This is a genomic window from Paenibacillus sp. BIC5C1 (assembly GCF_032399705.1).
In the GTDB taxonomy this organism is placed as follows: domain Bacteria; phylum Bacillota; class Bacilli; order Paenibacillales; family Paenibacillaceae; genus Paenibacillus; species Paenibacillus taichungensis_A.
The window spans coordinates 6,712,337-6,738,726 of record NZ_CP135922.1 but is presented as its reverse complement, the minus strand read 5'-3'; the positions used below and the strand labels follow the sequence as shown (position 1 = coordinate 6,738,726).

The window sequence follows — 26,390 nt, the reverse complement described above, 5'->3', positions numbered from 1 at the left end:
GTCCGAAGGAGGATGGAGTATGAACAAGCGCATCGCGCCTTATTACTGGATGACGGTTCCGGCGGTAGTATTGTTCTTCGTGTTTATGACGCTGCCGGCCCTCCAGGGGATCTATTATTCATTTACGAACTACAACGGATTCGGTAAAGGTTATGACTTTGTTGGATTCAAAAACTATTTCAATCTGTTTCAGGATGATAATGTAGGCAACGCCTACTGGTTCACCTTCAAGTTTGCGATCGTTGTAACGATCCTGACGAATATTCTGAGCCTGCTCATAGCACTTGGACTGAATGCCAAGATCAAGTTCCGTAACTTTTTCCGAGGCATCTATTTCCTTCCGAATATCCTGAGTGTATTGATCGTAGGTTACATATTTAACTACCTGTTCTCCAACGTATTCCCGATCTGGGGGCAAAACCTGGGGATCAACGCCCTATCGACGAACATTCTGGGTAGCGAAAGCCTCGCGTGGATTGGGATCGTGATTGTCGCGGTATGGCAATCAGTCGCGTTGAATACAATTCTGTATTTGGCGGGATTGCAAACGATCCCTACGACATTGTATGAAGCATCGAATCTGGACGGAGCCGGCAAATGGCGTGAATTCTGGAGCATTACGTTTCCACTCATTGCCCCGTTCTTCACGATTAATATGGTGCTGGCGATGAAAAACTCACTGATGGTCTTTGACCAGATCGTAGCCTTGACCAATGGTGGACCGGGACGGGCAACACAGTCTATCTCTCATCTGATCTACACAGGTGGGTTTGAAGGCGGCGAATATGCATATCAATCTGCGAACTCGGTTATCTATTTCATCGTTATCGCGGTGATTTCGATTCTGCAAATCCGGTTCCTGCAAAGAAGGGAGACGGATCTGTAATGAGAAGCCGTTTACGTACCAACTGGCCTGTTATGTTGTTGATTGTTCTGGGTACCTTGTTCATTCTGTTCCCTTTATATATGACGGTTACGATTGCATTGAAAAATCCGGAGCAAATGGCCCAATCCGTATTTGCTATTCCGACAACATTTCACTGGGAGAACTTTGCAAGTGCAATAGATATGACAAACTTCTTCCAATCATTCCGTAACAGTGCCATTGTCACTGCATCAACAGTCATCCTGACCTTGCTCAGTAACTCTATGGTTGCTTACGCGATTGCCAGGAATATGGAGAAACGGAAGTTTTTCAAAGGGCTGTACTACTACTTTGTCAGCGCGATGTTCATTCCGTTTCCAATCATCATGCTGCCGATTGTTAAGCTGACTGCATCGCTGGAAATGACCAATTTGGTGGGTCTTATCCTGCTGCATACGGTGTATGGTCTCGCCTTTAACGTATTTGTTTATGTAGGTTACATTCGCTCCATTCCGGTAGCGCTGGAGGAAGCAGCCTTTGTAGATGGAGCAACAACTTGGGGCACGTTCTGGAAAATCATTTTCCCGTTGATGGCACCGATCAGTGCCACAGTTGGTATTCTAACTTGTCTGTCTACTTACAATGACTTCCTGCTGCCACTCATTATTATTAGTGATCCGGCACAATATACGCTACCGCTGGTACAGTATGTGTTCCAGGGTCAATTCAATACTGACTTCAACCTGGCGTTTGCATCGTACCTGCTGGCGTTGCTACCGATGATCATCATTTATCTGTTTGCACAGAAATGGATTATCAACGGTGTAACGCAAGGTTCAGTAAAATAGTGAAGAAAAGGGCGGACTCAAGGAGTTCGTCCTTTTTTTTGGTTTTCATTAGCTTTTGTTCTGTAAAGCGTTCCTGTATTTAAATGATTGATAAAGATAGGAATCTGTGCTATTTTTTAGTCGTTAGTTTAATCGCTAAACAAAGATTGGTAAATGAGATCGATGAGCAAAAATGTAAACGCTTCAATAATTGGCGATGATGGATTCCGGCATACTTGTACTCAATCGTCACCCAACACGAGAAACGGGTGGCGATTTCTTTTACATGCGGGAAGGAGAATGGGGTTTGCGATTGAATTGGGGCAGATGGAACTCATTGCGCAATCAGATTTTTGTTGGTTTTGTACTGGTAATGTTGGTGGTGTTATTTATTGCGGGAATCGCCGCCTATGACCGGGTATCCGGTTTGTTGAAGAGCAATGCGGAGAAGCATATTCATCAAACTGCTGTTCAGGCTAATGGCAGACTGGATGCCTTAATTGCACAAGTTAACTCACTGACAGCTCAAGTGGCAGATGATTCTTATGTGCAGCGTTTATTGAGCAATGAAAAAGGTGGAGAACCGGCTACGTTTAATCAGCGTCAAGCGCTCTTGCAGGTTGTGAGCAGCTATCCGTCCTTTATGAGTGGTGTGCAGAGTCTGGAAATCTATACGACAACTTATAGCAGAATATTTCCTATGGATGACCGATCTTTGGATGGAAGGCTCGGACGTAACTGGATAGCGGAAGCAGACGCGGAGAAAGGAAGGCTGGTCTGGGTCGGTCCCGACCCGGAAGATCCCGGAGTCATTATGGCTATTCGGCGAATCAGCCTGATGGATCGGGATTTCGAACCTGGCGGTTATGTCGTAGTGCGGATGCAGCGCAGCTTTTTTCAACTGAATGACTTGGATGCTGAGGATGGTGTGGAGGATTCTATTCTGCTGGTGGATGCGGCAGGAAGTGTAGTTACTTCCAATCTGGAGGCTGGTCTGGATGTGGAGGCACTCCTGAGCAGTGATAGCTCTGTAGTCCAGACCCGAGATGAGCCCTATATTGTTGTCAGACAGCATTCTGAGATGACAGGATGGACGCTCGCGGTTCTTACTCCTGTGAGCGAGACGACGGAGGGCGTGTCCATTCTTCGGACGGCACTGCTTATTTCCGGTTTGTTTGGCGTCGTGCTGTTCCTCATTATGTCTTTTCTCTTGTCCACCATGATCACACGTCCTATCACCCGACTGATGAGGGCCATGCGCAGTGCACGTCCGGGAGCGATGAAGCCCAATATTATGTTCAGCTCAACGATGGAGATTCACAGGCTCAATGAAGTATACAATCAGATGGTTTATCGGTTGAATGAGTTGACTCAGGAGATCTACGAGAAGGAAATCATGCAGTCAAGAACAGAACTGAAAGCTCTGCAGTCGCAGATCAATCCTCATTTTCTGTTTAACACGCTGGAGGCGTTCTATTGGTCACTTGATGACAAAGGAGACGAGGAAATGGCGCGTATGGTTGTGGCGATGTCCCGCCTATTTCGCTACATCATCTCCAGTCCCAATCAGGATGAATGGGTTACTATGGCCGATGAACTGGAGCACGCGGAGCGTTATCTTCGAATTATGGAGATGAGGCTGGGAGAAAGGCTGCAATGGGAGATTAGACTGAGTGATACGATGCGCACCGTGAGGATTCCCAAATTGCTCATACAGCCCTTAGTGGAGAATGCTATTCTTCACGGGATAGAGAGCAAAATTGAACCGGGAAAGGTAAGCATCCTTGTAGATGCTTCCGCACAGGAGGATCTGGTCCACATCGAGGTTCGGGATGATGGACCTGGCATGGATGATTCTCGGCTTCAATCTGTTGTTCGCGCATTGAATGGTGGACCTGCTGTTTCCGACAAGGGAACAGGCGTGGGGCTGATTAACGTGCATCGCAGGTTAAAGCTTTATTTTGGCAGTCAACTTGGCGAATTGTGCAGACTTACCATTACGAGCAAGGTCGGTGAAGGGACTGTCATTCGCTTTGAGATTCCAAAGAATACGGAGGGTGCATATGATTCATGGCAGAACGATTCTAATCGTTGATGATGAGCCGCGTACACGTGAAGGCATTCGCAAAACGCTGGAAGGTTGGTCAGCAGGTCGTAACGAAATTCGAACTGCGTCAAGTGGAGTTGAAGCAGCAGCATGGCTCCGTGAACAGACGGCAGACCTTTTAATTACAGATGTTCGCATGCCAGAATTCTCTGGTCTGTCCCTCGTTGAAGCCGTGCAGCAGTTTCCGAGCAAGCCAGTTGTTCTGATTATGTCAGGTCATGCAGACTTCCAATATGCCCAGCAGGCCATCAAGTTGGGTGTGGTAGATTATTTGCTTAAACCGATTGAGAAGGAACAGCTGATTCAGACGGTTGAGAAAGCTCTGCAACTTGGGGACCAGCAGCGGCGTATTCAAACGATGCAGAAGCTGGTTGACCCCAAACTGCTGGATGCCAAGGAACGGGGAGACCAGAGGCTTAATCCCCAGATCAGTGAAGCTGTTGCTTATGTGGAAGCTCATCTGAGCGAACATGTTACCTTGCGGGAAATCGCTGATATGCTGCACTTGAACTCAAGTTATTTTAGCGTTCTGTTCAAGGAGCAAATAGGAATGAATTTTAGCGAATATCTGACCCGTACACGTATCCAGCGGGCGAAGGAAATGCTCGTACAGACGGCCCTGCCCATCTCGGAGATTGCCGAACAGGTCGGCTACCAGACGGATAAATATTTTATCAAGGTATTTAAAAGCCTGGAAGGGCTCAGCCCAAGCAAATATCGTCATTCCATTGCATTACGTAAAGAGACTAAATAACCATAAAATAGTGGAGTTTTTCCAAATCATCCTAGTCTTATGGGGGAGATGTACCCATGCTACAATTTTATTAAAGCGGTTACATCAACCGAATAACCATTATAGGGGGTTAGGAATATGAGAAAAAAGCCAATAGCCATGTTACTGACATTGACACTTATCCTCGCCGTGTTTTTATCCGGATGCAGCAATTCAGGTTCTGACGGAGAGGGTGAAGCGAGCGGTAGTGGCTCTGACGGAAAAGTGACCCTCAAGTTTATGCATCTCTGGCCAGCAGGCAGCTCTGCACAGCAGAATAAGCTGGTCAATGAGATCATCAAACAGTACCAGACCGATCATCCCAACGTGACCATCAAACAGGAAGTACTGGAGAATGAGCAATATAAGAACAAACTGAAAATCCTGTCCGCTTCCAATGAACTCCCGGATGTAGGTGTAACCTGGGCTGCTGGTTTTCTGGAGCCTTACGTGAAGGGCAATCTGTTTGCTCCGCTGGACGACCTTCTGAGTGGTTCACTTGAAGGGAAATTCATTGCGGGAACAACTGAGGCGTATGCCGTAGATGGCAAAACCTATGCGCTACCGATTGAGCTGAACATATCTCCGATCTATTACAACAAAGACATTTTCGCTAAATATAATCTGCAACCCCCGGCCACATATGATGAATTCCTGAATGTTGTGAAAACGCTGACAGACAATGGTGTGGTTCCCATCGCTCTAGGCAACAAGGATCGCTGGACCGGATCTCTCTGGTATATGTATCTGGCCAATCGATTGGGCGGGGATGCATTGGAGAAGGCCATCAATGGCACAGGCAAGTTTGACGATCCTGCCCTGATCCAGGCGGCAGCCGAAGTACAGAAGCTGGTGGATATGAATGCCTTTAACAAAGGTTACAACGGCCTGTCCAATGATGAAGGCAAATCGGAATTTATGAATGAGAAAGCGGCCATGTACCTTATGGGCACCTGGGAACTGCCGAACTATACCACCAATCCAGATGTACCGCAGGAGTTCAAGGATAAAATCGGATTTTTCAAATTCCCGACAATGGATGGCGGCAAAAGTGATATTAACAGTTGGGTCGGCGGCCCGGGTGTAGGCTTGTTCGTCGCACAGAACTCCAAGGTGAAGGATGAAGCTCAGAAATTCGTTCAATATTTTGTGGAGAAATGGGGCGAAAGCTCTGTAACCGAAGCGGGTGTCATTCCGGCAACGAAAGTGGACACAGCAGAGGTACAACTGCCGCAGCTTTATACTGACCTGCTGAATGAATTGAATCAGGCCAGCAGCCTGACATTATTCGCCGACGTGCAGATGAAACCGACCGCAGCTCAAGTCCATCTGGACATGATCCAGGCACTGTTCGGAAAAGCGGTCACTCCTGAGGAATTTGTGAAGAATCATCAGGAAGCGATTGATAAAGGCAACTAACGTACAACGCTCATAGGGAGGATATTGTGATGGATAAAGTCATGTCCAACCGTTTAGTCGCTGCGTTGTACGTGCTTCCCGCACTGCTGCTGTTATTGGTACTGATCTATATCCCGATCGTGCTGACCGGATATTACGGATTGATGCAGTGGGACGGGATCGGCGCAATGACCTTTATCGGTTTTGAAAATTATGCAAGGTTGCTTCATGATGCAACGTTCTGGCAGAGTGCATATCATACCTTTCTGCTGGCCTTGTTCTCTGCACTGAGTCTGATCGGTTATCTTATGATTGCCCTTGTGCTGTCAGGCAAAATTAAGGGAGCGAACCTGTTTCGAAAGATATATCTGATTCCGATGTTACTGTCTTCCGTAGCTATTGCCCAGTTATGGTTGAAGATTTACCATCCCAGCAACGGTGTGCTGAACACCTTTCTGGAAGCAATCGGGATTGCCAATCCGCCAGCCTGGCTGGCGGAGCCATCCCTGGTACTGTATGCCCTATTCGTACCGATCTTGTGGCAGTATGCCGGATTCTATATTCTGATTTACTACGCTGCGCTCAAGAATATCCCGGAATCATTGGTTGAAGCAGCGCGGATTGATGGAGCAAGCCCTTGGCAGATTGCCTTTCGAATCAAGCTGCCCCTGATCACGGAAGTGATCAAAGTGACGATCGTGCTGGCTGTCGTTGGCTCGTTGAAGTACTTTGACCTCATTTATGTGATGACGGACGGTGGACCGAATGGCTCCAGTGAAGTGATGGCTTCCTATATGTATCATCAGGCTTTCCGTGGATTCGACTTTGGTTACGGGAGTGCCGTTGGTTTCTTCCTGCTCGTGATCTGTCTGGTCGTAACCTGGCTGCTACGGAAGGCTACGGCATCCAAGGACACCATTCAGTATTCTTGAGTGAAGTGAAATGAAAGGAGGTCCATCCCTGTGAAGACCGATACCGCGGTTCGGTTGCCAGCCTATCCGGAAACAGGCACGGGACCGACAGTGCTGAGAAGGCTCGGTTATGTCCTGCTCTACATTCTGTTGATTCTGGTGGCGCTGCTGCAGATTCTGCCCTTGATTTGGCTGCTGCTGTTCTCGCTAAAAAACAATCAGGAAGTATTCGATATGGCACCGTTCGCCCTTCCCGCGACTCCGCGTTGGGAGAACTATGTGAAGGTGTGGACGGAAGGCAATATCAGTTTGTATTTCTTCAATAGTGTCTGGATCACGGTGGTGTCCGTCGTGTTCACCGTGCTGTTCGCGAGTCTGGTCACCTTCGCGATAACCCGCATGCGCTGGAAAGGACGTTCTCTGGTGCTTGGATTATTTATGGTGGGTATGATGATCCCTGTGCATTCTACGTTGATTCCGTTGTTCAGCCTGTTTCTGAAGCTCCATCTTACGGATCATCCATTGTCGGTCATTTTGTCATACATCGCGTTCAATATGCCAATCACCATTATGATCCTGCTTGGCTTCTATTACGCCCTTCCGCGGGAAGTGGAGGAAGCGGCGGTAATGGACGGCTGCTCTGTCCATCGGATTTTCTTCCGTATCGTCCTGCCGATGACAGCTTCGGTAATCGCCACGACAGCGATTATCAACATGATATATGACTGGAATGAATTCATCTTCGTGAATACGTTTATCAGCACAGATGCGTACAAGACGCTGACCGTTGGGGTGCAGAATTTTATTGGACAGTACACAACGGATTGGGGAGCGATCGGTGCGACACTGATGATTAGTATTCTGCCGATCCTGATCGCTTTCCTTGTTTTGAGCAATCGAATTGTGGAAGGCATCGCTGCCGGATCGGTAAAAGGTTAAACCCATGTTTTCCATGTGATTAAATGCTAACTTAAACCTTGGACCCTTACACATCCCGATCCAAAAGGGATGTGTGAGGGTTTTTGCTCATCGCCCCGAACTTCGTTTATCTCCTGAGAACGTTTATTTAGAACGACTATATCAATGTAGTTATTCTCTATAAAGCAAACTAAATGAAAGAACTGAAAATACCTATTATTGGAATTTCAAAAAACTTTCATTTTTTTTCGCAAAACTACTGCATTTTCAAACTACCTGTGCTAACATACCCTAAGAATTAAAGCCCACACGGGAAAGGTGAGAAAATGACAGCAATATCCTCAACCAAAGAGTCCCTGCGTTCGGATGCCAAGGATCTAAATCTGATTCGGCTAACATGGCCTATTTTCCTGGAACTCTTCTTGTTTATGTTGATGGGGAGCGTGGATACATTCATGCTCAGTTCGGTGTCCGATAATGCAGTATCCGGAGTCGGAGCAGCCAACCAGATTATTTCCATAGCGATTCTTGTACTGGAAGTCATTGGGCATGGCGCTGCTATCGTTGTGGCACAATATATTGGTTCTAAGAAGTTGAATGAGGCGGCACAGGTCACAGGTAATGCGATTACACTTAATCTGATTGTCGGTCTAATCCTGAGCGGAAGCTTTCTTCTGTTCGGAGGACATCTGCTTACACTGCTTCATATTCAAGGTGAAATATACGATTTTGCCCGTTCTTATATAAGTATTGTCGGAGGAGGGATCTTCCTTCAGGCGCTGATTAACGCGCTGGCTGCGACAATTCGTACTCACGGTTACACCAAAGAGACGATGTATGTTTCTGTTCTGATGAACGTAATTCACGTCGTTGGTAACTACGCCCTTATTTTTGGCCATTTCGGCTTGCCAAAGCTTGGTGTAGAAGGGGCAGCGATCTCAACGGTCGGAAGCCGTCTGATCTGCTTGATTATTTTCTTCTGGTTGCTCTATCGGGTTATGGATGTAAGAGTGGAGCTTAGCTATTACATCAACCTTTCGAAGAAGTTTATCAGCAAAATCTTGCGAATTGGTATTCCCTCTGCGCTGGAATCCGTTGTATATCAGTCCTGCCAGCTCGTCTTCACACTGTACGTGACCTATCTGGGTGCTGAAGCGATGGCAACCCGGCAATATGCGGGTAACATATCAAGCTACATCTATCTTTTCAGCATGGCTATCGGAATGGGGACTTCCATTATTGTTGGCCGACTGGTCGGCGCAAGGCGCAAGAACGATGCATACAAACGTGTATTCGACAGTGTGAAATGGGCTTTGCTCGCCACGATTGTGATCGATGTAATTATTATTCTCTTCCGTGTTCCACTGATGAGTGTCTTCACAGATAATCCGGAAATTATAAAACTTGGTGCACAGGTCATCCTGCTCAGTCTTCTGCTGGAGACCGGGCGAACCTGCAATATTGTGATTATTGGTTCCCTCCGTGCCGCAGGGGATGCGAAGTTTCCGGTATATATGGGACTGATCTCCATGGTCTGCATGAGTTTACCGCTGGGCTACCTGCTGGTGTTCAAGCTTCACATGGGGCTCGCCGGTGTCTGGCTTGCGATTGCCGCAGACGAGTGGACACGCGCTGTTATTATGTATTTCCGCTGGAAGAGCCGGGCTTGGGAGAAACATGACCTGTTGGATCATGAAGAGGAAGTTGGGGCTCAACCGGTACCGGCAGTATGATGATGTTATGAAAAGTAATTTCGATATGAGCGGGGTATAGAAATAAAAAGGCGCCGCACTTGGAGCCGTTAGTCTTATTAAAGAAGAGCCAATCATGGGATGGAACATTCCTCCTGATGATGGGCTCTTTTGTTGTTATTATGGCCAATCCAATCACGGATTGGCTCTTTTTGTTGCCTTTGGGGTATAAAAAAAGTGAAGCGAAGTCCAAGCTGAGAGAATACAGTCTTATCTGGCTTTCCTCACAAATCATAAAGTCCTCCATAGCTAATCAGGCGATACCTTGTTAACATAGATCCAAAGAATACGATAACTCATGACACATATAGAGGATGATTTTGATGAATAAAAAAGTGCTGGTCGTGGATGACGAGTCAAGCATCGTCAGTGCGATTGCTTACGCGCTGCGGCGCGAAGGATATGAAGTAGAGACAGCAAATGACGGCGAAGAAGCGCTGGTCAAGGTAGCCTCATTTCATCCCCAGGTCATGATTCTGGACGTGATGATGCCCAAGCTGGACGGATATGGCGTATGCCGCAGGCTGGAGGACCGGGAGGATATCGGCATTATTTTGCTCACCGTCAAAAATGATATCGTGGATAAGATCGTCGGCCTGGAAATGGGCGCGGATGATTATATGACCAAACCGTTTGAGATCCGCGAGCTGCTCGCCCGGGTAAAGGCGCTAATGCGTCGCGTGGAGAAAAGCAGCTCGCCATCTGATGATCCCAAGAATCAGGCTATCGTCAATGGAACACTACGCATCCATATCGCTCACCGCACTGTGACGGTGAATGAGGAGAAGCTGGATTTAACGCCAAAAGAGTTCGATTTGCTGACCATTCTAATGTCCAATCCTGAGCGTGTATACACGCGGGATGATCTGCTGGACCGGGTGTGGGGCATGGAATATGCCGGGGGTACACGCACGGTGGATATTCATATTCAGCGGCTGCGCAAAAAAATCGGTGATACCGATCAGCAAAAATTGCAAACGGTATATGGCATTGGCTATAAGGCATCAGCCCCTGAACCGGGCGGCTTGGTATGAGAGTCAGCATCAAGCTGAAGTTCAGCGTTTTTCTGGCCGCATTGCTAATCCTGACCGTTGTTGTGCTCAGCTCTCTGGTATTGCGAGGTATTGAGCGCAACCAGCAGACGCAGATCGAGACTATCCTGTCCCAGCAGACCCGTCTGGTGAATCTGAATGTGCGGCAGTCTTACTATACCGAGTCCGTTCGTCTGGAGCAGGAGGTTTTCTTGCAGCAAAATGGCCGCAGGCTGGCTCAGGAGCTTGCAAGCTCCACTGGTCTGCCCATTGCACTTTATGATATGAAGGGACAACAGGTAGGTTCATCGATCATGTCGGAGGAAAGTCCAGATATCACAGCGACACTGAACTATGCGCTGCAAAATAAAATTGCTTACCACGAACAGGGGGATACCCTGCTATATATGGCACCACTGGACGGACCGGATGGACAGATGGGGGTTGTACGCATGCAGTATCCGGTTCAGAGCTATCATGAGTTCTATGCCCGTATCCTTCAATTGTTTATGTGGGCGGGGATTGCGGTTGTTGGACTAAGCTTCATTCTGGGCTATCTTTTCTACAATCGTTTTGCCGTTGCCATAACTCGCTTGAAGAAGTCTGCCGATTCCATTCGTGAAGGGCATTATATTACCGAATCACCGGTGAGACGCAAGGATGAATTGGGCGAGCTGGGACAAGGCATTTATTACATGAGCACATCGATTCAGCAAAATATTGAAGCCATGCATGCGGAACAGCAGAAGCTCCAGCTTGCCATCGAGAAGCTCCAAGCCTTGGAGCAGCAGCAGAAACAATATATTGGCAACATCAGCCATGAGTTCAAGACGCCACTTACGTCGATTAAGGCGTATGTAGAGCTGCTGGACATGTATAAGGATGATCCACAATTGCTGGATGATGCCACAGGCAATATTGGCAAGGAGACCGAGCGGCTGTACGAGATGGTTGAGAAGGTATTACATTTGTCTGCCCTGGAGAAATATGATTTTGAGAATCAGGCAGAAGACGTGGAGGTGCGAGCTTTGCTGGAGGATGCCTGTGGCCGGATGCGGGGCAAAGCCGAGAAGTTTACGCTGAACATGGAGCTGGCGTTACTGCCTGCGGTGATCCGCAGCGATCGGGAGAGCCTGATGCATATTTTCATCAATCTGTTGGATAATGCGATCAAATATAATGTGCCGGGAGGCGTCATCCGGGTAAGTAATGAATTGCGAATGCAGGAGCGACAAGCGGTGATTCGCATCTTCAACTCGGGTACGCCCATTCCGGACGAGGCGCGCGAGAAAATCTTTGAACCCTTTTACACCGTCAACAAAGACAGGGCCAGAAAAACCGGGGGAACCGGGCTGGGACTATCACTCGTCAAGCAATTTGTAGAGAAGCAGGGCGGCACAATCTCTTTGTTGCCGGGCGATCCGAAACATGGGGAAGGAACGACGTTCCAGCTTGTTTTCCCTTTGGCGCATTCAAGTTTACAAGTTGGAAACAAGTCTGAATAACTTTGGAAGTATGCGATGTGTATGCTTGGTCTATAGAAAGCACTCAGGAGGGACCATGATGAATTGGAAACAGGCGGCTATGGGCACGCTCGGGGCAATCGTCCTATTATCGGCAACAGCATGCGGGGGAACAACGAAACCAGGGGATACACAAAACGGGAAATCCGGCACGGATATTACGGTGAAGGACAATACAAATACATCGGTATACCAGAGCTTTAAGCTGGAGAAAATCGATAAACTATCCAATATGCGCGGGGTAGCGTGGCTAAGCAATGACTGGATTTTGTCGGATAAAGAAAACGAGTCCATGAAGCCTGTCACGGTTGAGGGTGAGAAACGTTACCCGCATAACTTATACATGTATGATCTTACGAAGGGCACAGATACACCTGTGAAGGAAAGTGAAGTAAGTCTAGGCTCACCACTTGTTTCCCCGGATAGTCAGTATATTTTCTACAGAGAACCAGAGGAGTCGACCGGCAAAGGCTTCATTCTGAACCTGCACAATGGGGAAGTGATACCAGCTGGTCAGGACGACGGATTTGTCTTCGAAGGGGCATGGCTGGATAAGGAGCATGTCGTTTTTCCAAACATGAATGGGGATATCGTATCTGCAAGTGTGGATGGAACGACTAAAGCGCTGGTCAAGACGGGAAACTACAATGTAAGCAGTGTCAGTGTTTCGGGGAATGTGATTTACTACATCACAGGCACGGACGGACAGCTGAATAGCTACGATACGAAGACCGCTGAAGTGAAGCAGGTGTTAAAAAGTGTAGAGAGGGTTATTCCGTCCAACGATGGATCAAGACTGGCGATTGTGAAAAAAACAGCCGATACCAAACGGGCGCTGGTGCTGACCGATCTGGAAGGGAATGAAAAAGCCACGCTTGCCAGAGGCACGCAGATCTTCGGCACGAGCTGGTCCGGTGACGATTCTAAAATCGCCTATACAATCAATTCGGAAAGTGATGATGAAAAAGGGCTGTTCGTCTCCAATACGGAATCCGCGGAGCAGTTTCAAATCTCGGCCGAAATGGATAACGCATCTGATCCGCTGAGCTGGAGTCCGGAAGGCAATCGAATTTTGCTGTCACAGGCCGTACAGGAAAATGAATCGTACCACTTTGTCACCTCGGTCATTACGATTTCGCAGTAAATCGTCATCGATGAAGTATAAGAAGAGAAAGAAGAAGTACATCAGCATGGCGGGCCCGACTCATATCGAGTTGGGCTTTTTCTGTACCTTTAACGCAGGTTTTCTGGGTTATACTGAAGAGACGAGAAGTGAAGGGGGAACATGATCATGGATGAAAAGGACTGCCGTCTGCTGCTGAGCGTTTCCGAAGAAAGCAGTCTGACCAAGGCTGCGGAGCGCATGTTTATGACCCAGCCGGCTTTGACATACCGTTTGCAGCAGTTGGAGAAGGAATTTGGCGTGCCACTTATCGATAAAACGTTAAAAGGCGCCAGGTTCACTCCCGAAGGAGAGCATCTCGCGATCTATGCCCGTAAAATGCTCAATGAACTTAACCAGGTCAAGGAACAGCTGTCGAACATTCGGAATGAAGTCAAAGGAACGCTGCGCCTCGGGATTGCCAATCATTATTCGTTGTACAAGCTTCCTCCCTTGTTAAAGCAGTTCAAGGAGCTGTACCCTGAGGTACAGTTTGCTGTGACCTGCGCTCTGAGTGTGGAGGTTATGGAACTGTTGATGCGGGATGAAATTCAGGTAGGTGTCATCCGGGGGGAGCATTCATGGTATGAGGGGAAACATCTGCTGCATGATGAACCGGTCTGTATTGTATCACGTGAACCCATCAATCTGGATGAACTTCCCGAGCTTCCGCAAATTGCATTTCAGGAGCCCTTGTCCAAAACCGGTGGTTCTCCTGTGAGTCCATTCCGGGAAGGAGTAGCGGCATGGTGGTATGAACGCTATGAATGTTCCCCAACCGTAGCGATGCGTGTGGACAGTTATGAGACATGCAAGGAAATGGTGCGTTATGGGCTTGGTTATGCCATTATTCCGGGTATTTTCGTATCTGCTACGGATGGTCTCCATCAACAGGAATTGATCCGAAAGAATGGACAGGGAGTGCGGCGAAATACGTGGTTGGTGTATAAGGAAAGTGTGCTGCAACAGGCAACGGTAGGTCGCTTTGTTGACTTGATGAAAACGGCTGGAACACAGCATGTTGTGGATGGAAGTTAGATACAGACAGAGCGGAATAAACGTCTTGCTTTATGCATAATTATCCGATATCTCCTTATCGAAAAAGGGATTTTATCGCTATTGGACAGTATCGTTTTCAAAGAGAGTATTCGTTCGAAGAATGTACATAAGATCAAAATATATACCGATGCTGTCTTGGTCAATATGTAAATAAACCAATATTATACTGACATATAATGATATCCATATGTTATTATCTAGGCGAGTCCATAAAATTTTTTATGGGCTATTCCTTAATTTTTTTGAATTTACTTATGGCTTGGTCACACATACAATATATCCAATCTGATTGTATATTTATTCGATTGAATTGAATATAGAAATGCTGTATTTGAAGAAAGGCGGCAAAACAATATGTATTCTGACCCGGCTCATATGAAGCAAAAAATCAAAGAAACCGTAGATCGGCTTGACCCCGACTTGCGGGTATTATCCCTGCGCATTCACGCTAACCCTGAACTTAGTTTTCAGGAAGTCCAAGCACAACAATGGTTAACCGAACCGCTGGAAGCAGCCGGATTTCAGGTGGAAAAAGGCATTTCTAGCCTCGACACCTCGTTCCGTGCTGTATGGGAAGGCCAGTCAGGCGGACCCACGATTGCACTGCTCGCTGAATATGATGCGCTGCCCCGCATCGGACATGCCTGCGGACACAATCTGATCGGAACCTCTGCTGTAGGCGCAGCGCTGGCGCTCAAGGAAGCTTGCCCTGATCTTCCGGGACGGATTATCGTTCTTGGCACACCGGCTGAAGAAGAGGGCGGCGGCAAAATCATTATGGTGAACGATGGCGTATTCAATGAGATGGATGCCGTCATGATGTGTCACCCGCAGCAAAAAACGATGGTACTGAGAGGTGCGCTGGCTTGTGTGGACGCAACCTTTACGTTCCACGGCAAACAGGCACATGCTGCCTCTTCCCCTGAGAAAGGTATCAGTGCACTGGATGCTCTGGTCAACGCGTACGCGGGAATAAATTCACTGCGTCCTTATTTGAAGGATGACGTTCGGGTTAACGGGATTATTACCAAGGGTGGAGATGCGCCCAACGTGGTGCCGGAGCTGGCTGAAGCCGTATATATCATTCGGGCGAAGACCGTCGAAGAGCTGAAAATCGTCATGGACAAAGTATATCGCGTCGTGCGCCATGCTGCGGAAGGTGTTGGGGCTACGGTAGATATTACAGAAGGCCTGATCTATGCCGAGCGGAATAACAACAAAACTCTGGCGGGTCTGTTCCAGCAGAACCTGGAGGATATGGGCATTGAAGTGCATGATCCACCTCAAACAGGCGGTGTGGGTTCCTCGGATATCGGTAACGTAAGCCAAATTACAGCCGCAATCCATCCGTATATTCGGTTAGGAGATGCGACAACGCACACACCTGAATTTGCCCGGCTTGCCGGAGCAGAGGAAGGCATGATTGAGCTAAACCGTGCGGCAAAGGCACTTGCACTGACGGCGTTCGATTTGTACGCAGACAAGGCAGCATTGCAGCAGGTGCGTGATGAATTTGAAGCATGGAAACAACAGAAGGACGAGGGATGATGAATTGGAAAACATAACAAAACAACCACAACAACGGCGTAAATGGTTCAAAATGCCTCATACCTTCGTCATCTTGTTCATTTTGGTGTTGGTAGCTACTGTACTGACCTATATTATTCCTGCAGGGGAATTTGATCGGGTCAAGGATGAAGCAACAGGCAAATCCTTGCTCGTTCCGGGTTCATACCACCATGTAGAGGCCAACCCAACGGGATTGTGGGATATCCCCAAGTCCATCGTTCGCGGACTGGTTGACTCCGCTGATGTTGTATTCTTTATTTTCATCATCGGTGGGGCATTTCAGATCATTACGAGCACGGGAACGATTGAAGCTCTTACAGGCAGGGTAGCCCGTTCGTTCGCTAATAAAGGATTATGGGTCATCCCGGTATTCATCACCTTGTTCTCCGTTGGTGGATTTACGATGGGTATGTCCACGGAGGTCATGGTCTTTGTACCGATCGGAATCGCCATCGCGCGTGCGCTGGGGTATGACGCTCTAACAGGTACGGCGATGATCTCGCTGGGGGCCTCGTGTGGTTTTACCGCGGGACTGCTCAATCCGTTCAATGTGGGACTGGCTCAGGCCATTGCAGAAGTACCGATCTTCTCAGGCATGTGGCTGCGCGCGATCATCTTGGTGTGTCTCATCTCCGTGACAAGTATCTATATTATGCGGTACGCGTCCAGAGTGAAGTCTGATCCAACCCGCGGTTTGGTGCATGAGCTGGAGCAGGAGCAGGCAGCAGATACACCTGCGGTGGATCTGAACAAACTGCCAACGATTCGCATCACACATGTTCTGACTATCATTACGATTGTAGCTGGTTTTGCCCTGTTAATCTGGGGTGTATCCAAAGAAGGCTGGTGGATGGAGGAACTGGCGGCTCTCTTCCTGAGCATGGGTGTGATCTCTGGTCTCGTATCCGGGTTCGGTCCTAGTCGCATTGCAAGTGAATTTGTTAAAGGCGCAAGTGGTATTGCCTATGGTGCCTTTATCATCGGTCTGGCAAGGGGAATTATGGTTGTCCTCGATCAGGGTAACGTAATTGACTCCGTAGTATACGGAATGTCCACGATGGTTGGTGAACTGCCATCCTCTGTGCAGGTATTGGGTATGTACTTCTTCCAAAATATCATGAACGTGTTCATCACGTCGGGTACAGGTATGGCTGTGACTACGATGCCGATTATGGTTCCATTATCGGATCTGCTGGGGGTTACCCGTCAGACTGCCGTACTGGCGTTCCAGTTCGGAGACGGGTTCACCAACATGATTCTGCCAACGTCTTCTGCCTTGATGGGCAGTCTCGCTGTATCCGGAATTCCGTATCAGAAATGGGTTAGATTCTTCTGGCCGCTGATGGTCATGTGGATCGCTATGGGTATTGTATTTATGCTTATTGCAAATGCCATTCAGTATTCTTAAAAAAGCTAATAGCCTGTGTTCTGTGGTAGCCCTTCTCAAACGGTTTTGAGAGGGTACTTCCAGAACGCAGGCTTTTATTTATGGCTTGTTATTTTGGTATGCTCAGCAATAAGTTCACCGCTTCCGCACGTGTAGTATTGTCTTTAGGAGCAAAAGTGTTAAGCCCTTTGCCGTTCAGTAGCCCGGACTTTTGCAAGCCAGCCACAGCAGCTTTGGCCCACAACGGAATCTGTTCATCATCTGCAAAGGTTGAGTGGGCGCTGGATTCTACCTTCAATTGCAAGGCTCTGGAGATTATAACAGCCATCTCTGCACGAGTTACAGCTTCATTTGGGCGAAAAGCCCCTTTTGAATCTCCTTGAATAAATCCTGCTTGTAAAGCACGCGCTACAGCAGACTGTGCCCAAGATCCTATGTTTGAACGATCGGTAAAAGATAATGTCGCTTCCGTGTGCTCTGTTTGAAGTGCATTCATCAGCATCATCGTGAATTCTGCACGCGTAATGGAAGCATCCGGTTTGAATGATCCATCGACATACCCTTTGACGATGCCTATACGAATAGCCTGTTGGATTACATCTTTGGCCCAGTGACCTTCGACATCCTTAAATGATATTTCTACCGGCTCTTTAGTTTGTTCAACTACCAAAACGGCAAATTTTGTGAAATGGTCTACGTCCACCTGAATGTGCTTGCCATTCACGGATGATTTACCAGCGGCTAGCCAAACCTTATCTTGTTCATTAAAGTAAAATAGTTCAGCTCGCTGATTGCTCTGCAACCTGGATGAGTCAAATGTCAGCGTTAATGTTACAGGCACACTGAAGTTTTGGGGAACATTCTTGAGCAGCTCATAGATTGGGCTGAGTGGAATCTGATTGGCCAGCAAGGCAGAAGAATCTGCAATCTGATCAATAGTGATCTTCAATTCCTGGTTCATCGCCCCGGCAGGGATATTCACAGCAATGGCATCGCCCAAGCTCACTTGGCCTGCCTGACCCGCAGCAAGCGTTAAGCGTCCATTGTTGGACGAAGTTGACGTATCAGATGGTACAGAATTACCGCTCTGCCCGTTGTTATTCGGAATATCGGTACCACTGCTGCTGTTCCCCCCATTACCACCTGAAGGCGGCGAGGAAATAATATTCCACTTGGCAAATAGGGTCAGATCAGCTGTAATCTCCGTTTGGTCAAAGTTGTATGGAGCCTTCAGCTCGGAATCAGTATACCAGCCTGCAAACGTATAGCCGGAACGACTTGGCGAAGCAGGTGCTGATAGTTTTTTTCCATATTCAACAGCTGTATCGGATACAACCGAACCACCAAGTGCATTGAAAGTTACCGTATATGTGTTTGTTGCCCACTTTGCATACAATGTGGTGTCCTGGACAATTAATGTAGTATTCAGGTCAAATGGCGTATGCAGTTCAGCTTCATGATACCAGCCGGCGAAAGTGTGTCCGGCTTTGGTTGGAACGTCAGGAGCTGTCACTGACTCTCCATAATCGACCGACTGATCTGAGACCACTGTTCCACCATTAGATTCGAAGCTAACGGTATAAGCATTGACCGCCCATTTTGCATAAAGGGAGAGGTTATTGGTTACGGTTGTATTGTCAAAATCGAAAGACTGGCTCAATCCTGAATCGGTGAACCAACCAGCAAAGGTGTGTCCAGCTTTGCTTGGGTCTGCTGGAACAATAACCTTGTCATCGTATGAGACCGTTTGATCTATTACTTCAGATCCGCCGTTACTATTAAAGCTGATCGTTCGCGGTGCATAAAAGCTGAAAAGTAGGGTTGTGATATTGCCAGCACTATCGGTAACAACCAGTGCATATTTTCCTTCAATTTGAACCGTTGTTCCACTGGTGAAGGGAGAGCCGTTCAGAGTGGCTGTTCCTTCATTAAAGATAATCGTTGGGCCATTGTTATATTTTGCATTATTTGTGATGCCAAGCACTACGGGAGCTATGGTATCAATAATAAAATGTACGGTTGTACTGCCAATATTGTTGGTTACCACCAATGTATAACTTCCATCCGCCGTAACTGCAGTGCCGCTTATGAATGCAGAACCATTGAGAGTTGCTGTTCCACTATCAAAAGTCGGGATGACCACTTGATTATAATATCCACCATTAGCTACGCCGCTAATGATTGGTTTTGAATTTTGCTCAACGGTGATGGTAACTAATGCCGAGTCACTCGTCCCGTTTTGATTGGAGGAAACGTAATAATAGAAGCTGTCTGTTCCTGTAAAGTTGGGATTCGGAGTGTACGTAAACGAGCCGTTAGCATTCAATACGATTGTTCCGTTCATCGGTGCGGTCTTTAAATATGCAGTAGTAGCATAGCTATCATTGGCCAACAAACCTGGTGCAGATATGGTCAGGGCGGTATTTTGCAAAGTTGTATAATTGTCCGCCACAGCCACTGGGAATGGACTGTTACTCAAATTGGGGAATATTCCCGCAGTTGCAACGTAATAGACCAGAGTGGATTGGCTACTGTTCAGATCAGGTACTTTAAATTCAGTTATACCATCACCACCAAATTGGGTACCCAATAGGCTATATAAGGCCTGGTTTTGGTTAATAGGCAAAGCCAATCCATTGGCCAATGTCCAGTTGTTAGTCGGGAGAGCAACCAGCATGGGGATGATCTCGCCAGTATACTCGAGACCGGAACCATTCTTAGCAAGTCTGGTTGGATCAGTGGATATGGCATAGTGGATGTAATCATCCATTTTGGGTATACTCGGTAATTTGAACGTTGTGCTGTCGGCCTCACCATAGGTTATACCTATCATTTGATATAAATCGCTGTAAGTGGATTTGGAGACATCTTGGCCATTTGCTTCTAACCAACCAGGAGGAGTGAAAGTATATGGAAATAGACGAACTTCTCCAAGTACAGAATTCCCGGTTCCTGTTACACTTTCTCCGCGAGGTGGAAAAATTCCCGTTATAGCTATGTAATAATTCATCCCTTCTGGTGCAGCTCCCGAGAGATTAGGTAAGGCATATGTTGTTTTTCCATCCCCACCAAAGTTAATGCCCAGCAATGAGAAAAGGGCTGTATTCTGGGTTATAGAGAACGTCTGGCCTCTAGCGATTACCCATCCTGAGGGGGCTGCGCTGTAAGGGAATAATCTTATCTCACCAAGATAAGGCTCTGATCCCGCGGCATGAGCTTTCTGCACCATGTTGAAATTAGTCCATAGACCGCTTAATTCAATCAGGAACACCAACCATATGATGCTTACTTTCTTCAATAATGTTAAACTCAAGATCTCATCCCCATTTTCATAATAAATATTTTACGTTATGCTTTCATCCCATCCTATGTACTTTCCTGTTACACAGTGATGAGCCATATAATGATGAGCATAGTTTACTGGATACAAAGGCAAAATTGAATATAATTTTCGTTCGAATTTAAAATAAATAAAGATATCTTCCAGTATCACATCATTTATGGTTGGAATGTTCCATAACTTTCATCCCTTTCTATACATTTATATTGACTAAGCTATTCCGCTTCCGATAAACTAGAATGCAGGAATAAAAGTCGAATGTTCAAAGCAGCAGTTCGAGACATTGTTTCGGACGGCTGTTTATTTTCTTTTTAATGAGCAAGGTTGCAACGTTGTAGTCTTGTCGGATGATCCGGCCAATAACAACATGGAATAGGAACAGGTGATACACATGTGTAACAGCGCGTACCGCGTGCTTTTATATTATAAGTTCGTGAAGATTGAAGACCCTGAAACGTTTACGCAAGAGCATCTGCAATACTGTAAGGACCTGGGTGTAAAAGGACGTATTCTGATTGCCTCAGAAGGCATCAACGGTACTGTATCCGGTACACCAGAGCAAACCGAGCAGTACATGAAGGATATGCATGCCAACCCGCTGTTCAGCGATATGGTATTCAAGATTGATGATGTCGAAGAGCATGCGTTCAAAAAAATATTTGTTCGTCACAAAGCCGAGCTGGTTACGTTCCGCGTGGACGAAGAATTGGACCCGAACGTTATTAGCGGTAAACGTTTGTCACCGAAAGAATTTTACGAGCATCTTCAACAGGAAGATGTCATTGTAATTGACGGCCGTAATGACTACGAGTACGAAATTGGTCATTTCCGAGGTGCGATTCGTCCGGATGTGGAGTCGTTCCGCGAGTTCCCGGAATGGATTCGGGAGAACCTGGGTGACATGAAGGACAAAAAGATCATTACCTACTGTACTGGTGGCATCCGTTGCGAGAAGCTGACCGGGTTCATGATTAACGAAGGTTTCCAGGACGTTGCACAACTTGATGGTGGAATTGTAACCTATGGCAAGGATGATGAGGTACAAGGCCGTTTGTTTGATGGCAAATGTTATGTGTTTGATGAGCGTATTTCCGTGCCGATTAACCGGACGGATGAAGATATCGTAATTGCCAGCTGTTATCACTGCGGAACGACACATGACCGTTATATTAACTGTCCAACCTGCAACCTGCAGCATGTAAGCTGTGAGGATTGCGAAGAGACGCATAACCGCTTTTGCTCGGATGCCTGCCGGGAGGCAGCACCGGTAACCGCATAAGCAGGGAGAGCAGGTGCTGATCGTGAAGCGCGAAGAGGAACGAACGACGCGTGAACGGATTTTGTTCATGCTGAAGCAGCAAGGCACAATGACCGCAAGGGAAATGACAGCTGAGCTTGGTCTGACCGGCATGGCGATTCGCCGTCACCTCACGGCACTGGAGCAGGATGGATGGATTGAAGTTCGAGAAGCCAGAGCGACAGCTGGACGTCCATCCGCCGTGTACCATCTGACGGTTCGCGGGGATAGCTTTTTCCCAAAATCATATTCATCACTGACACTGGAACTGCTGGAGGAACTGTCGGATTCAGCGGGCAGCGGTGTCGTGGATGCATTGTTCGAGAGTCGCCGGGACAAGCTGCTTCGCAGCGGACAGCCACAGATGGAAGGTCAGGATCTGGCCGGACGTGTCGAGGAACTCGCGCGCATTCAGAATGCAAACGGATATATGGCCGATACCTCCAAAGAAGAAGATGGCACCTATGTGCTTACCGAGCTGAACTGCCCCATAGTTCAGGTAGCGAGTGTCTATAAACAGGCTTGCCGCTGTGAACTGGAACTGTTCCGTTCATTGCTAAAGGCCGATGTGGAGCGCACTGAATGTTATGCAGACGGCGGCAAAAAATGCACATACCAGATCCGCGAAGCGGCTGGGAATTAGCTTGTATGGAGATTGTTTCGATCACTCGGAACAGTCTCTTTTTTTTTGTTGAATAATGACGTAAAAACGTTATATCAAGTAATAGATGCGTGTTATAATTAAATTAACATCCGGTGCATTCTACATCCTTATATTTGTTTGGTAATTCAACAGATATATACTGTTAATTTTGCGCATAGGAGTGAACAATGATGAATGAACTGGAACCTGCTTTGAAGAAGGCCATGAGTGTGTTGGAGTTTCTGAGTCAGGACGAGCAGGCACGGCAACAATACGAGGCACGTCAGAAATTTTTGCGAGATGAAGCATCCATGATAGAGGGTGCACGAGAAGAAGGTCTCAAGAAAGGCCTAGAGGAAGGCATCAAAGAAGGAGAATCAGAGAGCAAACGTAAAATCGCAATCAATATGCTCGCTTTGGGGCTTGATCAAGATACCATTATCAAAGCTACCCGGCTAACATTATCTGAACTAGAAGAATTGAAAAAAGAAAAAGAATGATATGTATTTTCTCTTCACCCAGTTGTATATCCTTTCTTAGCCAGAGGCCTCACTGCCAAATTGCAGTGGCCTTTTTTTGTTTTATGTAATGTTTTCTCTCACGTATCTGCAATGAATGCAAATTGGGAGCGGTTCAACCATTGACGGGAAACAGGTCGCACCTTAATATTAGGGAAACAATAAAATACCAACACGAGTCATGGACTTCAGTCGCATGAGAAAAGTCTATATTTGTCTGCTTTTATCGATCAAAGCAACAATGCGTTGAAGCGTTCGTTTTGTCCCGCCCTATCGTGTCACTTGGATAACGATGAGGGCATCAACATTTTAGAAGATGGAGAGGGGTTCTCACACATGAAAAAGAAATTATTAATGTCTCTGATGATGGTTACATCTATGATCGTAGCGGCTGGTTGCGGAAATAACAGCGGCGGTAGCACAACGACCGAGGGATCAGGTAGCACAACAGGTGAAGGTACGGCAGAAAAATCGTATCGCATCGCGATCTCACAAATCGTCGAGCATCCATCGCTGGATGCCACACGTGAAGGATTTATTGCAGCGCTGAAGGATGCTGGTCTTGAAGAGAACAAGAATCTGACGATTGACTACAATAACGCGCAAGGGGATTCAACGAACAATCTGTCCATTGCCCAGAAGATTGCCGGGGATTCCAAAAATGATCTGGTCCTAGGGATTGCAACACCATCCGCACTGGCCCTGGCTCAACAAGTAAAGGACAAGCCATTGCTTTTCGCGGCAGTGACAGATCCACTGGGTGCCAAACTGGTGAGTGACATGGACAAGCCAGGCGGTAACGTAACAGGTGCATCGGATACGAACCCGGAGGCGATCGTGCAATTGGCTGATTTTATCGCCAAAAATTTGCCGGATGTGAAGACGGTAGGTCTGGTTATTAACGAGGGCGAACCAAATGCTGTTGTGATGGCGAACAATGCAGAAAAAGCGCTGGCAACACATAATATCAAGCTAATCAAAGCACCAGTTACGAATACATCCGAAGTAAAACAGGCGACCGATTCCCTGGTTGGCAAAGTGGATGCCTTCTATATCACGTTGGATAACTCGGTGGTTAGCGCAGTGGATACAATTATCCAGACAGCGAATAAAAATAAAATTCCGTTCTTCTCCAGTGACCGGGATACCGTGGAAAAAGGGGCTTTCGCAACCGTTGGCTTCAAATACTTTGATCATGGATACCAAGTTGGTGAAATGGCTGCGGACATTTTGAAAAATGGGTCGAAACCGGGCGACTTAAAAGTCACCGTGCCGGACAAGCTGGACCTGATTCTGAACCTGAAAGCGGCTGAAGCTCAAGGTATCACTGTAACCGATGAGATGAAAGCAGAAGTGAAGGACCAAGATAACAACATTATTCAATAATGTGACCGGGGATCCTCCGGTAGTACGGATGCGAGGCGGACGTGCAGGCGGGTTCGCCTCATTCTTTTTGATAGACAGGGAGGAAGCAATGTGAATTTGACTTGGGGTTCAATTGAAGGGGCAATCGAGCTTGGATTGTTGTATGCACTGATGGCATTGGGTGTATATATTACATTCCGCATACTGGACTTCCCCGATCTCACCGTAGACGGAAGTTTTACAACAGGAGGCGCAATCGCGGCGGTCATGATATCCAACGACTTCTCTCCTTGGCTCGCTTGCTTGGCAGCAATGGCTGGAGGAATGGTGGCTGGCGCCTGTACAGGTCTGCTGCACACCAAAGGAAAAATTAACGGGCTGTTATCCGGTATTCTGATGATGATTGCCTTGTATTCGATTAATATGCGTATTCTAGGCGCACCGAACAAATCCATTATGGGCATGGACAACCCGTTCTCGGGTGAACATGTCATGATCATTATTATCGTAGTTGTGCTGGTATTCAAAATCATGCTGGATCTGTTTATGAAAACAGATATTGGACTGGCACTGCGAGCCACAGGTGACAACAAACGCATGATTCGCAGCCTTGGCGCGAATACGGATGTGACCACTATTGTTGGTGTCAGTTTGTCCAACGGACTTGTTGCGCTGTCTGGAGCCTTTATTGCACAGCAATCCGGTTTTGCAGACATTACGATGGGCATCGGGATGATCGTCATCGGACTGGCCTCCGTTATTATCGGGGAAGCGATTCTTGGTGCAAGAACTGTTTTCTGGGCCACACTTGCGGCCGTGGTCGGTTCAATTATTTACCGGATTGTGGTTGCGATCGCACTCCAGGTCGAATGGTTCGATACATCCGATCTGAAGCTGATCACAGCGGTAATCGTTATTATCGCACTTGTTTTCCCAACCATGCAGCGCTCCATGAAGCAGAAAAGTCTGGCTCGCAAACGAACCGAAGAGCTTATGGGCTCGTCGAGCCAACAGGCGAAGGGAGGCATGTGATTATGCTTGAGATTACACAAGTGACCAAACTGTTTAATCCTGGAACGACGGACGAGAAGACTGCACTGGTTGGCGTAAACCTGACGATGAATCCGGGAGATTTTGTGACCGTGATTGGCAGTAATGGCGCGGGGAAATCAACATTGATGAATATTATCTCAGGCGTCATGAAGCCAGATATGGGCGATGTGCTGATCAATGACCGTTCCATCAAAAGCCTGCCTGAGCATAAACGCAGCAGTTGGATTGGCCGTGTATTTCAGGACCCAATGGCGGGTACAGCACCGCATATGTCCATTGAGGAGAATATGGCGATGGCGTACAAACGTGGCAAGGGCCGCGGACTAGGCTTTGGAGTTACACGTGCAAGACGGGAGATTTTCAACGCCCAGTTGGAGAAGCTCGGCATCGGCCTCGACAAACGCCCCAATGCCAAAGTTGGCCTTTTATCCGGCGGTGAACGCCAGGCGCTCAGCCTGTTGATGGCAACATTCACCCAGCCGCAAATTTTGCTGCTGGACGAGCATACGGCTGCGCTTGATCCTTCTCGTGCGGAGCTGATCACGGAGCTGACAGAGACGCTAGTACGTGAGATGAGACTTACAACGTTGATGGTCACACACAATATGGAGCAGGCCATACGTTTGGGCAATCGTCTAATTATGATGGACAAAGGCCGGATTATTCTGGACGTTAGTGAAGAGCGCAAGCGCACGCTGACCGTACCTGAGTTATTGGGTGAGTTTGAACGTATCAGTGGTAAAAAAATGGCCGATGATCGTGTGGTGCTGGGTTAAATCCAGGGAGCACCTTGCGATTACCGAAGAGAGCCAGTACATCTCATTACAAAAAACCTTTTGCGTTCTCGCAAAGGGTTTTTGTGGTATGTTGAACAGAATAAGGATCACAATTAGT

21 protein-coding genes are annotated in these 26,390 nt (G+C 47.4%); 20 read left to right on the top strand and 1 reads right to left on the bottom strand.

The features are described 5' to 3' along the window. Positions 1-19: 19 nt before the first annotated feature. From RS891_RS30105 to RS891_RS30040, 14 genes are all read left to right on the top strand, one after another. Positions 20-886 carry a carbohydrate ABC transporter permease gene (locus RS891_RS30105; protein WP_090903199.1) on the top strand — a complete coding sequence of 289 codons (867 nt, stop codon included), beginning with the start codon at positions 20-22 and terminating at the stop codon, positions 884-886. Next, positions 886-1,713 carry a carbohydrate ABC transporter permease gene (locus RS891_RS30100; RefSeq protein ID WP_315793965.1) on the top strand — a complete coding sequence of 276 codons (828 nt, stop codon included), beginning with the start codon at positions 886-888 and terminating at the stop codon, positions 1,711-1,713. Before RS891_RS30105 ends, RS891_RS30100 begins: the two co-directional genes overlap by 1 nt. Before the next feature lie 286 nt (positions 1,714-1,999). After that, positions 2,000-3,787 carry a cache domain-containing sensor histidine kinase gene (locus RS891_RS30095; protein WP_315793964.1) on the top strand — a complete coding sequence of 596 codons (1,788 nt, stop codon included), beginning with the start codon at positions 2,000-2,002 and terminating at the stop codon, positions 3,785-3,787. Further along, positions 3,756-4,553, top strand: coding sequence for a response regulator transcription factor (locus RS891_RS30090; RefSeq protein ID WP_315793963.1), 798 nt, complete (start codon positions 3,756-3,758; stop codon positions 4,551-4,553). Before RS891_RS30095 ends, RS891_RS30090 begins: the two co-directional genes overlap by 32 nt. 117 nt (positions 4,554-4,670) lie before the next feature. Continuing rightward, on the top strand, positions 4,671-5,990 hold the full coding sequence (locus tag RS891_RS30085; protein WP_113053091.1) for an extracellular solute-binding protein: 1,320 nt from the start codon (positions 4,671-4,673) through the stop codon (positions 5,988-5,990). Between the two features lie 29 nt (positions 5,991-6,019). Continuing rightward, a complete protein-coding gene (locus RS891_RS30080) occupies positions 6,020-6,901 on the top strand; it encodes a carbohydrate ABC transporter permease (protein ID WP_113053090.1) in 882 nt (293 codons plus the stop codon). A gap of 90 nt (positions 6,902-6,991) precedes the next feature. Beyond that, positions 6,992-7,819, top strand: a complete 828-nt coding sequence (locus RS891_RS30075) for a carbohydrate ABC transporter permease (protein WP_376039466.1) — start codon at positions 6,992-6,994, stop codon at positions 7,817-7,819. A gap of 305 nt (positions 7,820-8,124) precedes the next feature. After that, positions 8,125-9,531, top strand: coding sequence for an MATE family efflux transporter (locus RS891_RS30070; protein ID WP_315793962.1), 1,407 nt, complete (start codon positions 8,125-8,127; stop codon positions 9,529-9,531). A gap of 341 nt (positions 9,532-9,872) precedes the next feature. Further along, positions 9,873-10,583 carry a response regulator transcription factor gene (locus RS891_RS30065; protein WP_090903209.1) on the top strand — a complete coding sequence of 237 codons (711 nt, stop codon included), beginning with the start codon at positions 9,873-9,875 and terminating at the stop codon, positions 10,581-10,583. Further along, positions 10,580-12,085 (top strand): sensor histidine kinase, encoded by a 1,506-nt coding sequence (locus RS891_RS30060; RefSeq protein WP_315793960.1) that lies wholly within the window; start codon positions 10,580-10,582, stop codon positions 12,083-12,085. The genes RS891_RS30065 and RS891_RS30060 overlap by 4 nt, the downstream gene beginning before the upstream one ends. Before the next feature lie 55 nt (positions 12,086-12,140). Beyond that, positions 12,141-13,247: a hypothetical protein gene (locus tag RS891_RS30055; RefSeq protein ID WP_315793959.1), complete on the top strand. Its 1,107-nt coding sequence runs from the start codon at positions 12,141-12,143 to the stop codon at positions 13,245-13,247. 147 nt (positions 13,248-13,394) lie between these two features. After that, positions 13,395-14,303 (top strand): LysR family transcriptional regulator, encoded by a 909-nt coding sequence (locus RS891_RS30050; protein ID WP_315793958.1) that lies wholly within the window; start codon positions 13,395-13,397, stop codon positions 14,301-14,303. Positions 14,304-14,678: 375 nt separating this feature from the next. After that, complete coding sequence (locus RS891_RS30045; RefSeq protein ID WP_315793957.1) at positions 14,679-15,872, top strand: M20 family metallopeptidase; 1,194 nt, start codon at positions 14,679-14,681, stop codon at positions 15,870-15,872. A 4-nt stretch (positions 15,873-15,876) separates the two neighbouring features. Next, positions 15,877-17,301: a YfcC family protein gene (locus RS891_RS30040; protein WP_258530614.1), complete on the top strand. Its 1,425-nt coding sequence runs from the start codon at positions 15,877-15,879 to the stop codon at positions 17,299-17,301. A gap of 88 nt (positions 17,302-17,389) precedes the next feature. Here the strand turns inward: RS891_RS30040 and RS891_RS30035 are convergent, their stop codons facing one another. Further along, on the bottom strand, positions 17,390-20,593 hold the full coding sequence (locus tag RS891_RS30035) for an InlB B-repeat-containing protein (RefSeq protein WP_315793956.1): 3,204 nt from the start codon (positions 20,591-20,593) through the stop codon (positions 17,390-17,392). A gap of 418 nt (positions 20,594-21,011) precedes the next feature. Between RS891_RS30035 and RS891_RS30030 the strand changes: the two genes are divergently transcribed. The 6 genes from RS891_RS30030 (at position 21,012) to RS891_RS30005 (ending at position 26,272) form a co-directional block, all read left to right on the top strand. Next, positions 21,012-21,899, top strand: coding sequence for an oxygen-dependent tRNA uridine(34) hydroxylase TrhO (locus RS891_RS30030; protein WP_113053081.1), 888 nt, complete (start codon positions 21,012-21,014; stop codon positions 21,897-21,899). A gap of 13 nt (positions 21,900-21,912) precedes the next feature. Further along, positions 21,913-22,560: a helix-turn-helix transcriptional regulator gene (locus tag RS891_RS30025; RefSeq protein ID WP_315793955.1), complete on the top strand. Its 648-nt coding sequence runs from the start codon at positions 21,913-21,915 to the stop codon at positions 22,558-22,560. 188 nt (positions 22,561-22,748) lie between these two features. After that, positions 22,749-23,060, top strand: coding sequence for a hypothetical protein (locus RS891_RS30020; protein WP_315793954.1), 312 nt, complete (start codon positions 22,749-22,751; stop codon positions 23,058-23,060). A 354-nt stretch (positions 23,061-23,414) separates the two neighbouring features. Next, positions 23,415-24,464 carry an ABC transporter substrate-binding protein gene (locus RS891_RS30015; RefSeq protein ID WP_315793953.1) on the top strand — a complete coding sequence of 350 codons (1,050 nt, stop codon included), beginning with the start codon at positions 23,415-23,417 and terminating at the stop codon, positions 24,462-24,464. A 150-nt stretch (positions 24,465-24,614) separates the two neighbouring features. Further along, positions 24,615-25,475, top strand: a complete 861-nt coding sequence (locus RS891_RS30010; RefSeq protein ID WP_315796489.1) for an ABC transporter permease — start codon at positions 24,615-24,617, stop codon at positions 25,473-25,475. 2 nt (positions 25,476-25,477) lie between these two features. Next, positions 25,478-26,272, top strand: coding sequence for an ABC transporter ATP-binding protein (locus RS891_RS30005; protein WP_063567603.1), 795 nt, complete (start codon positions 25,478-25,480; stop codon positions 26,270-26,272). The last annotated feature ends 118 nt before the right edge of the window (positions 26,273-26,390 follow it).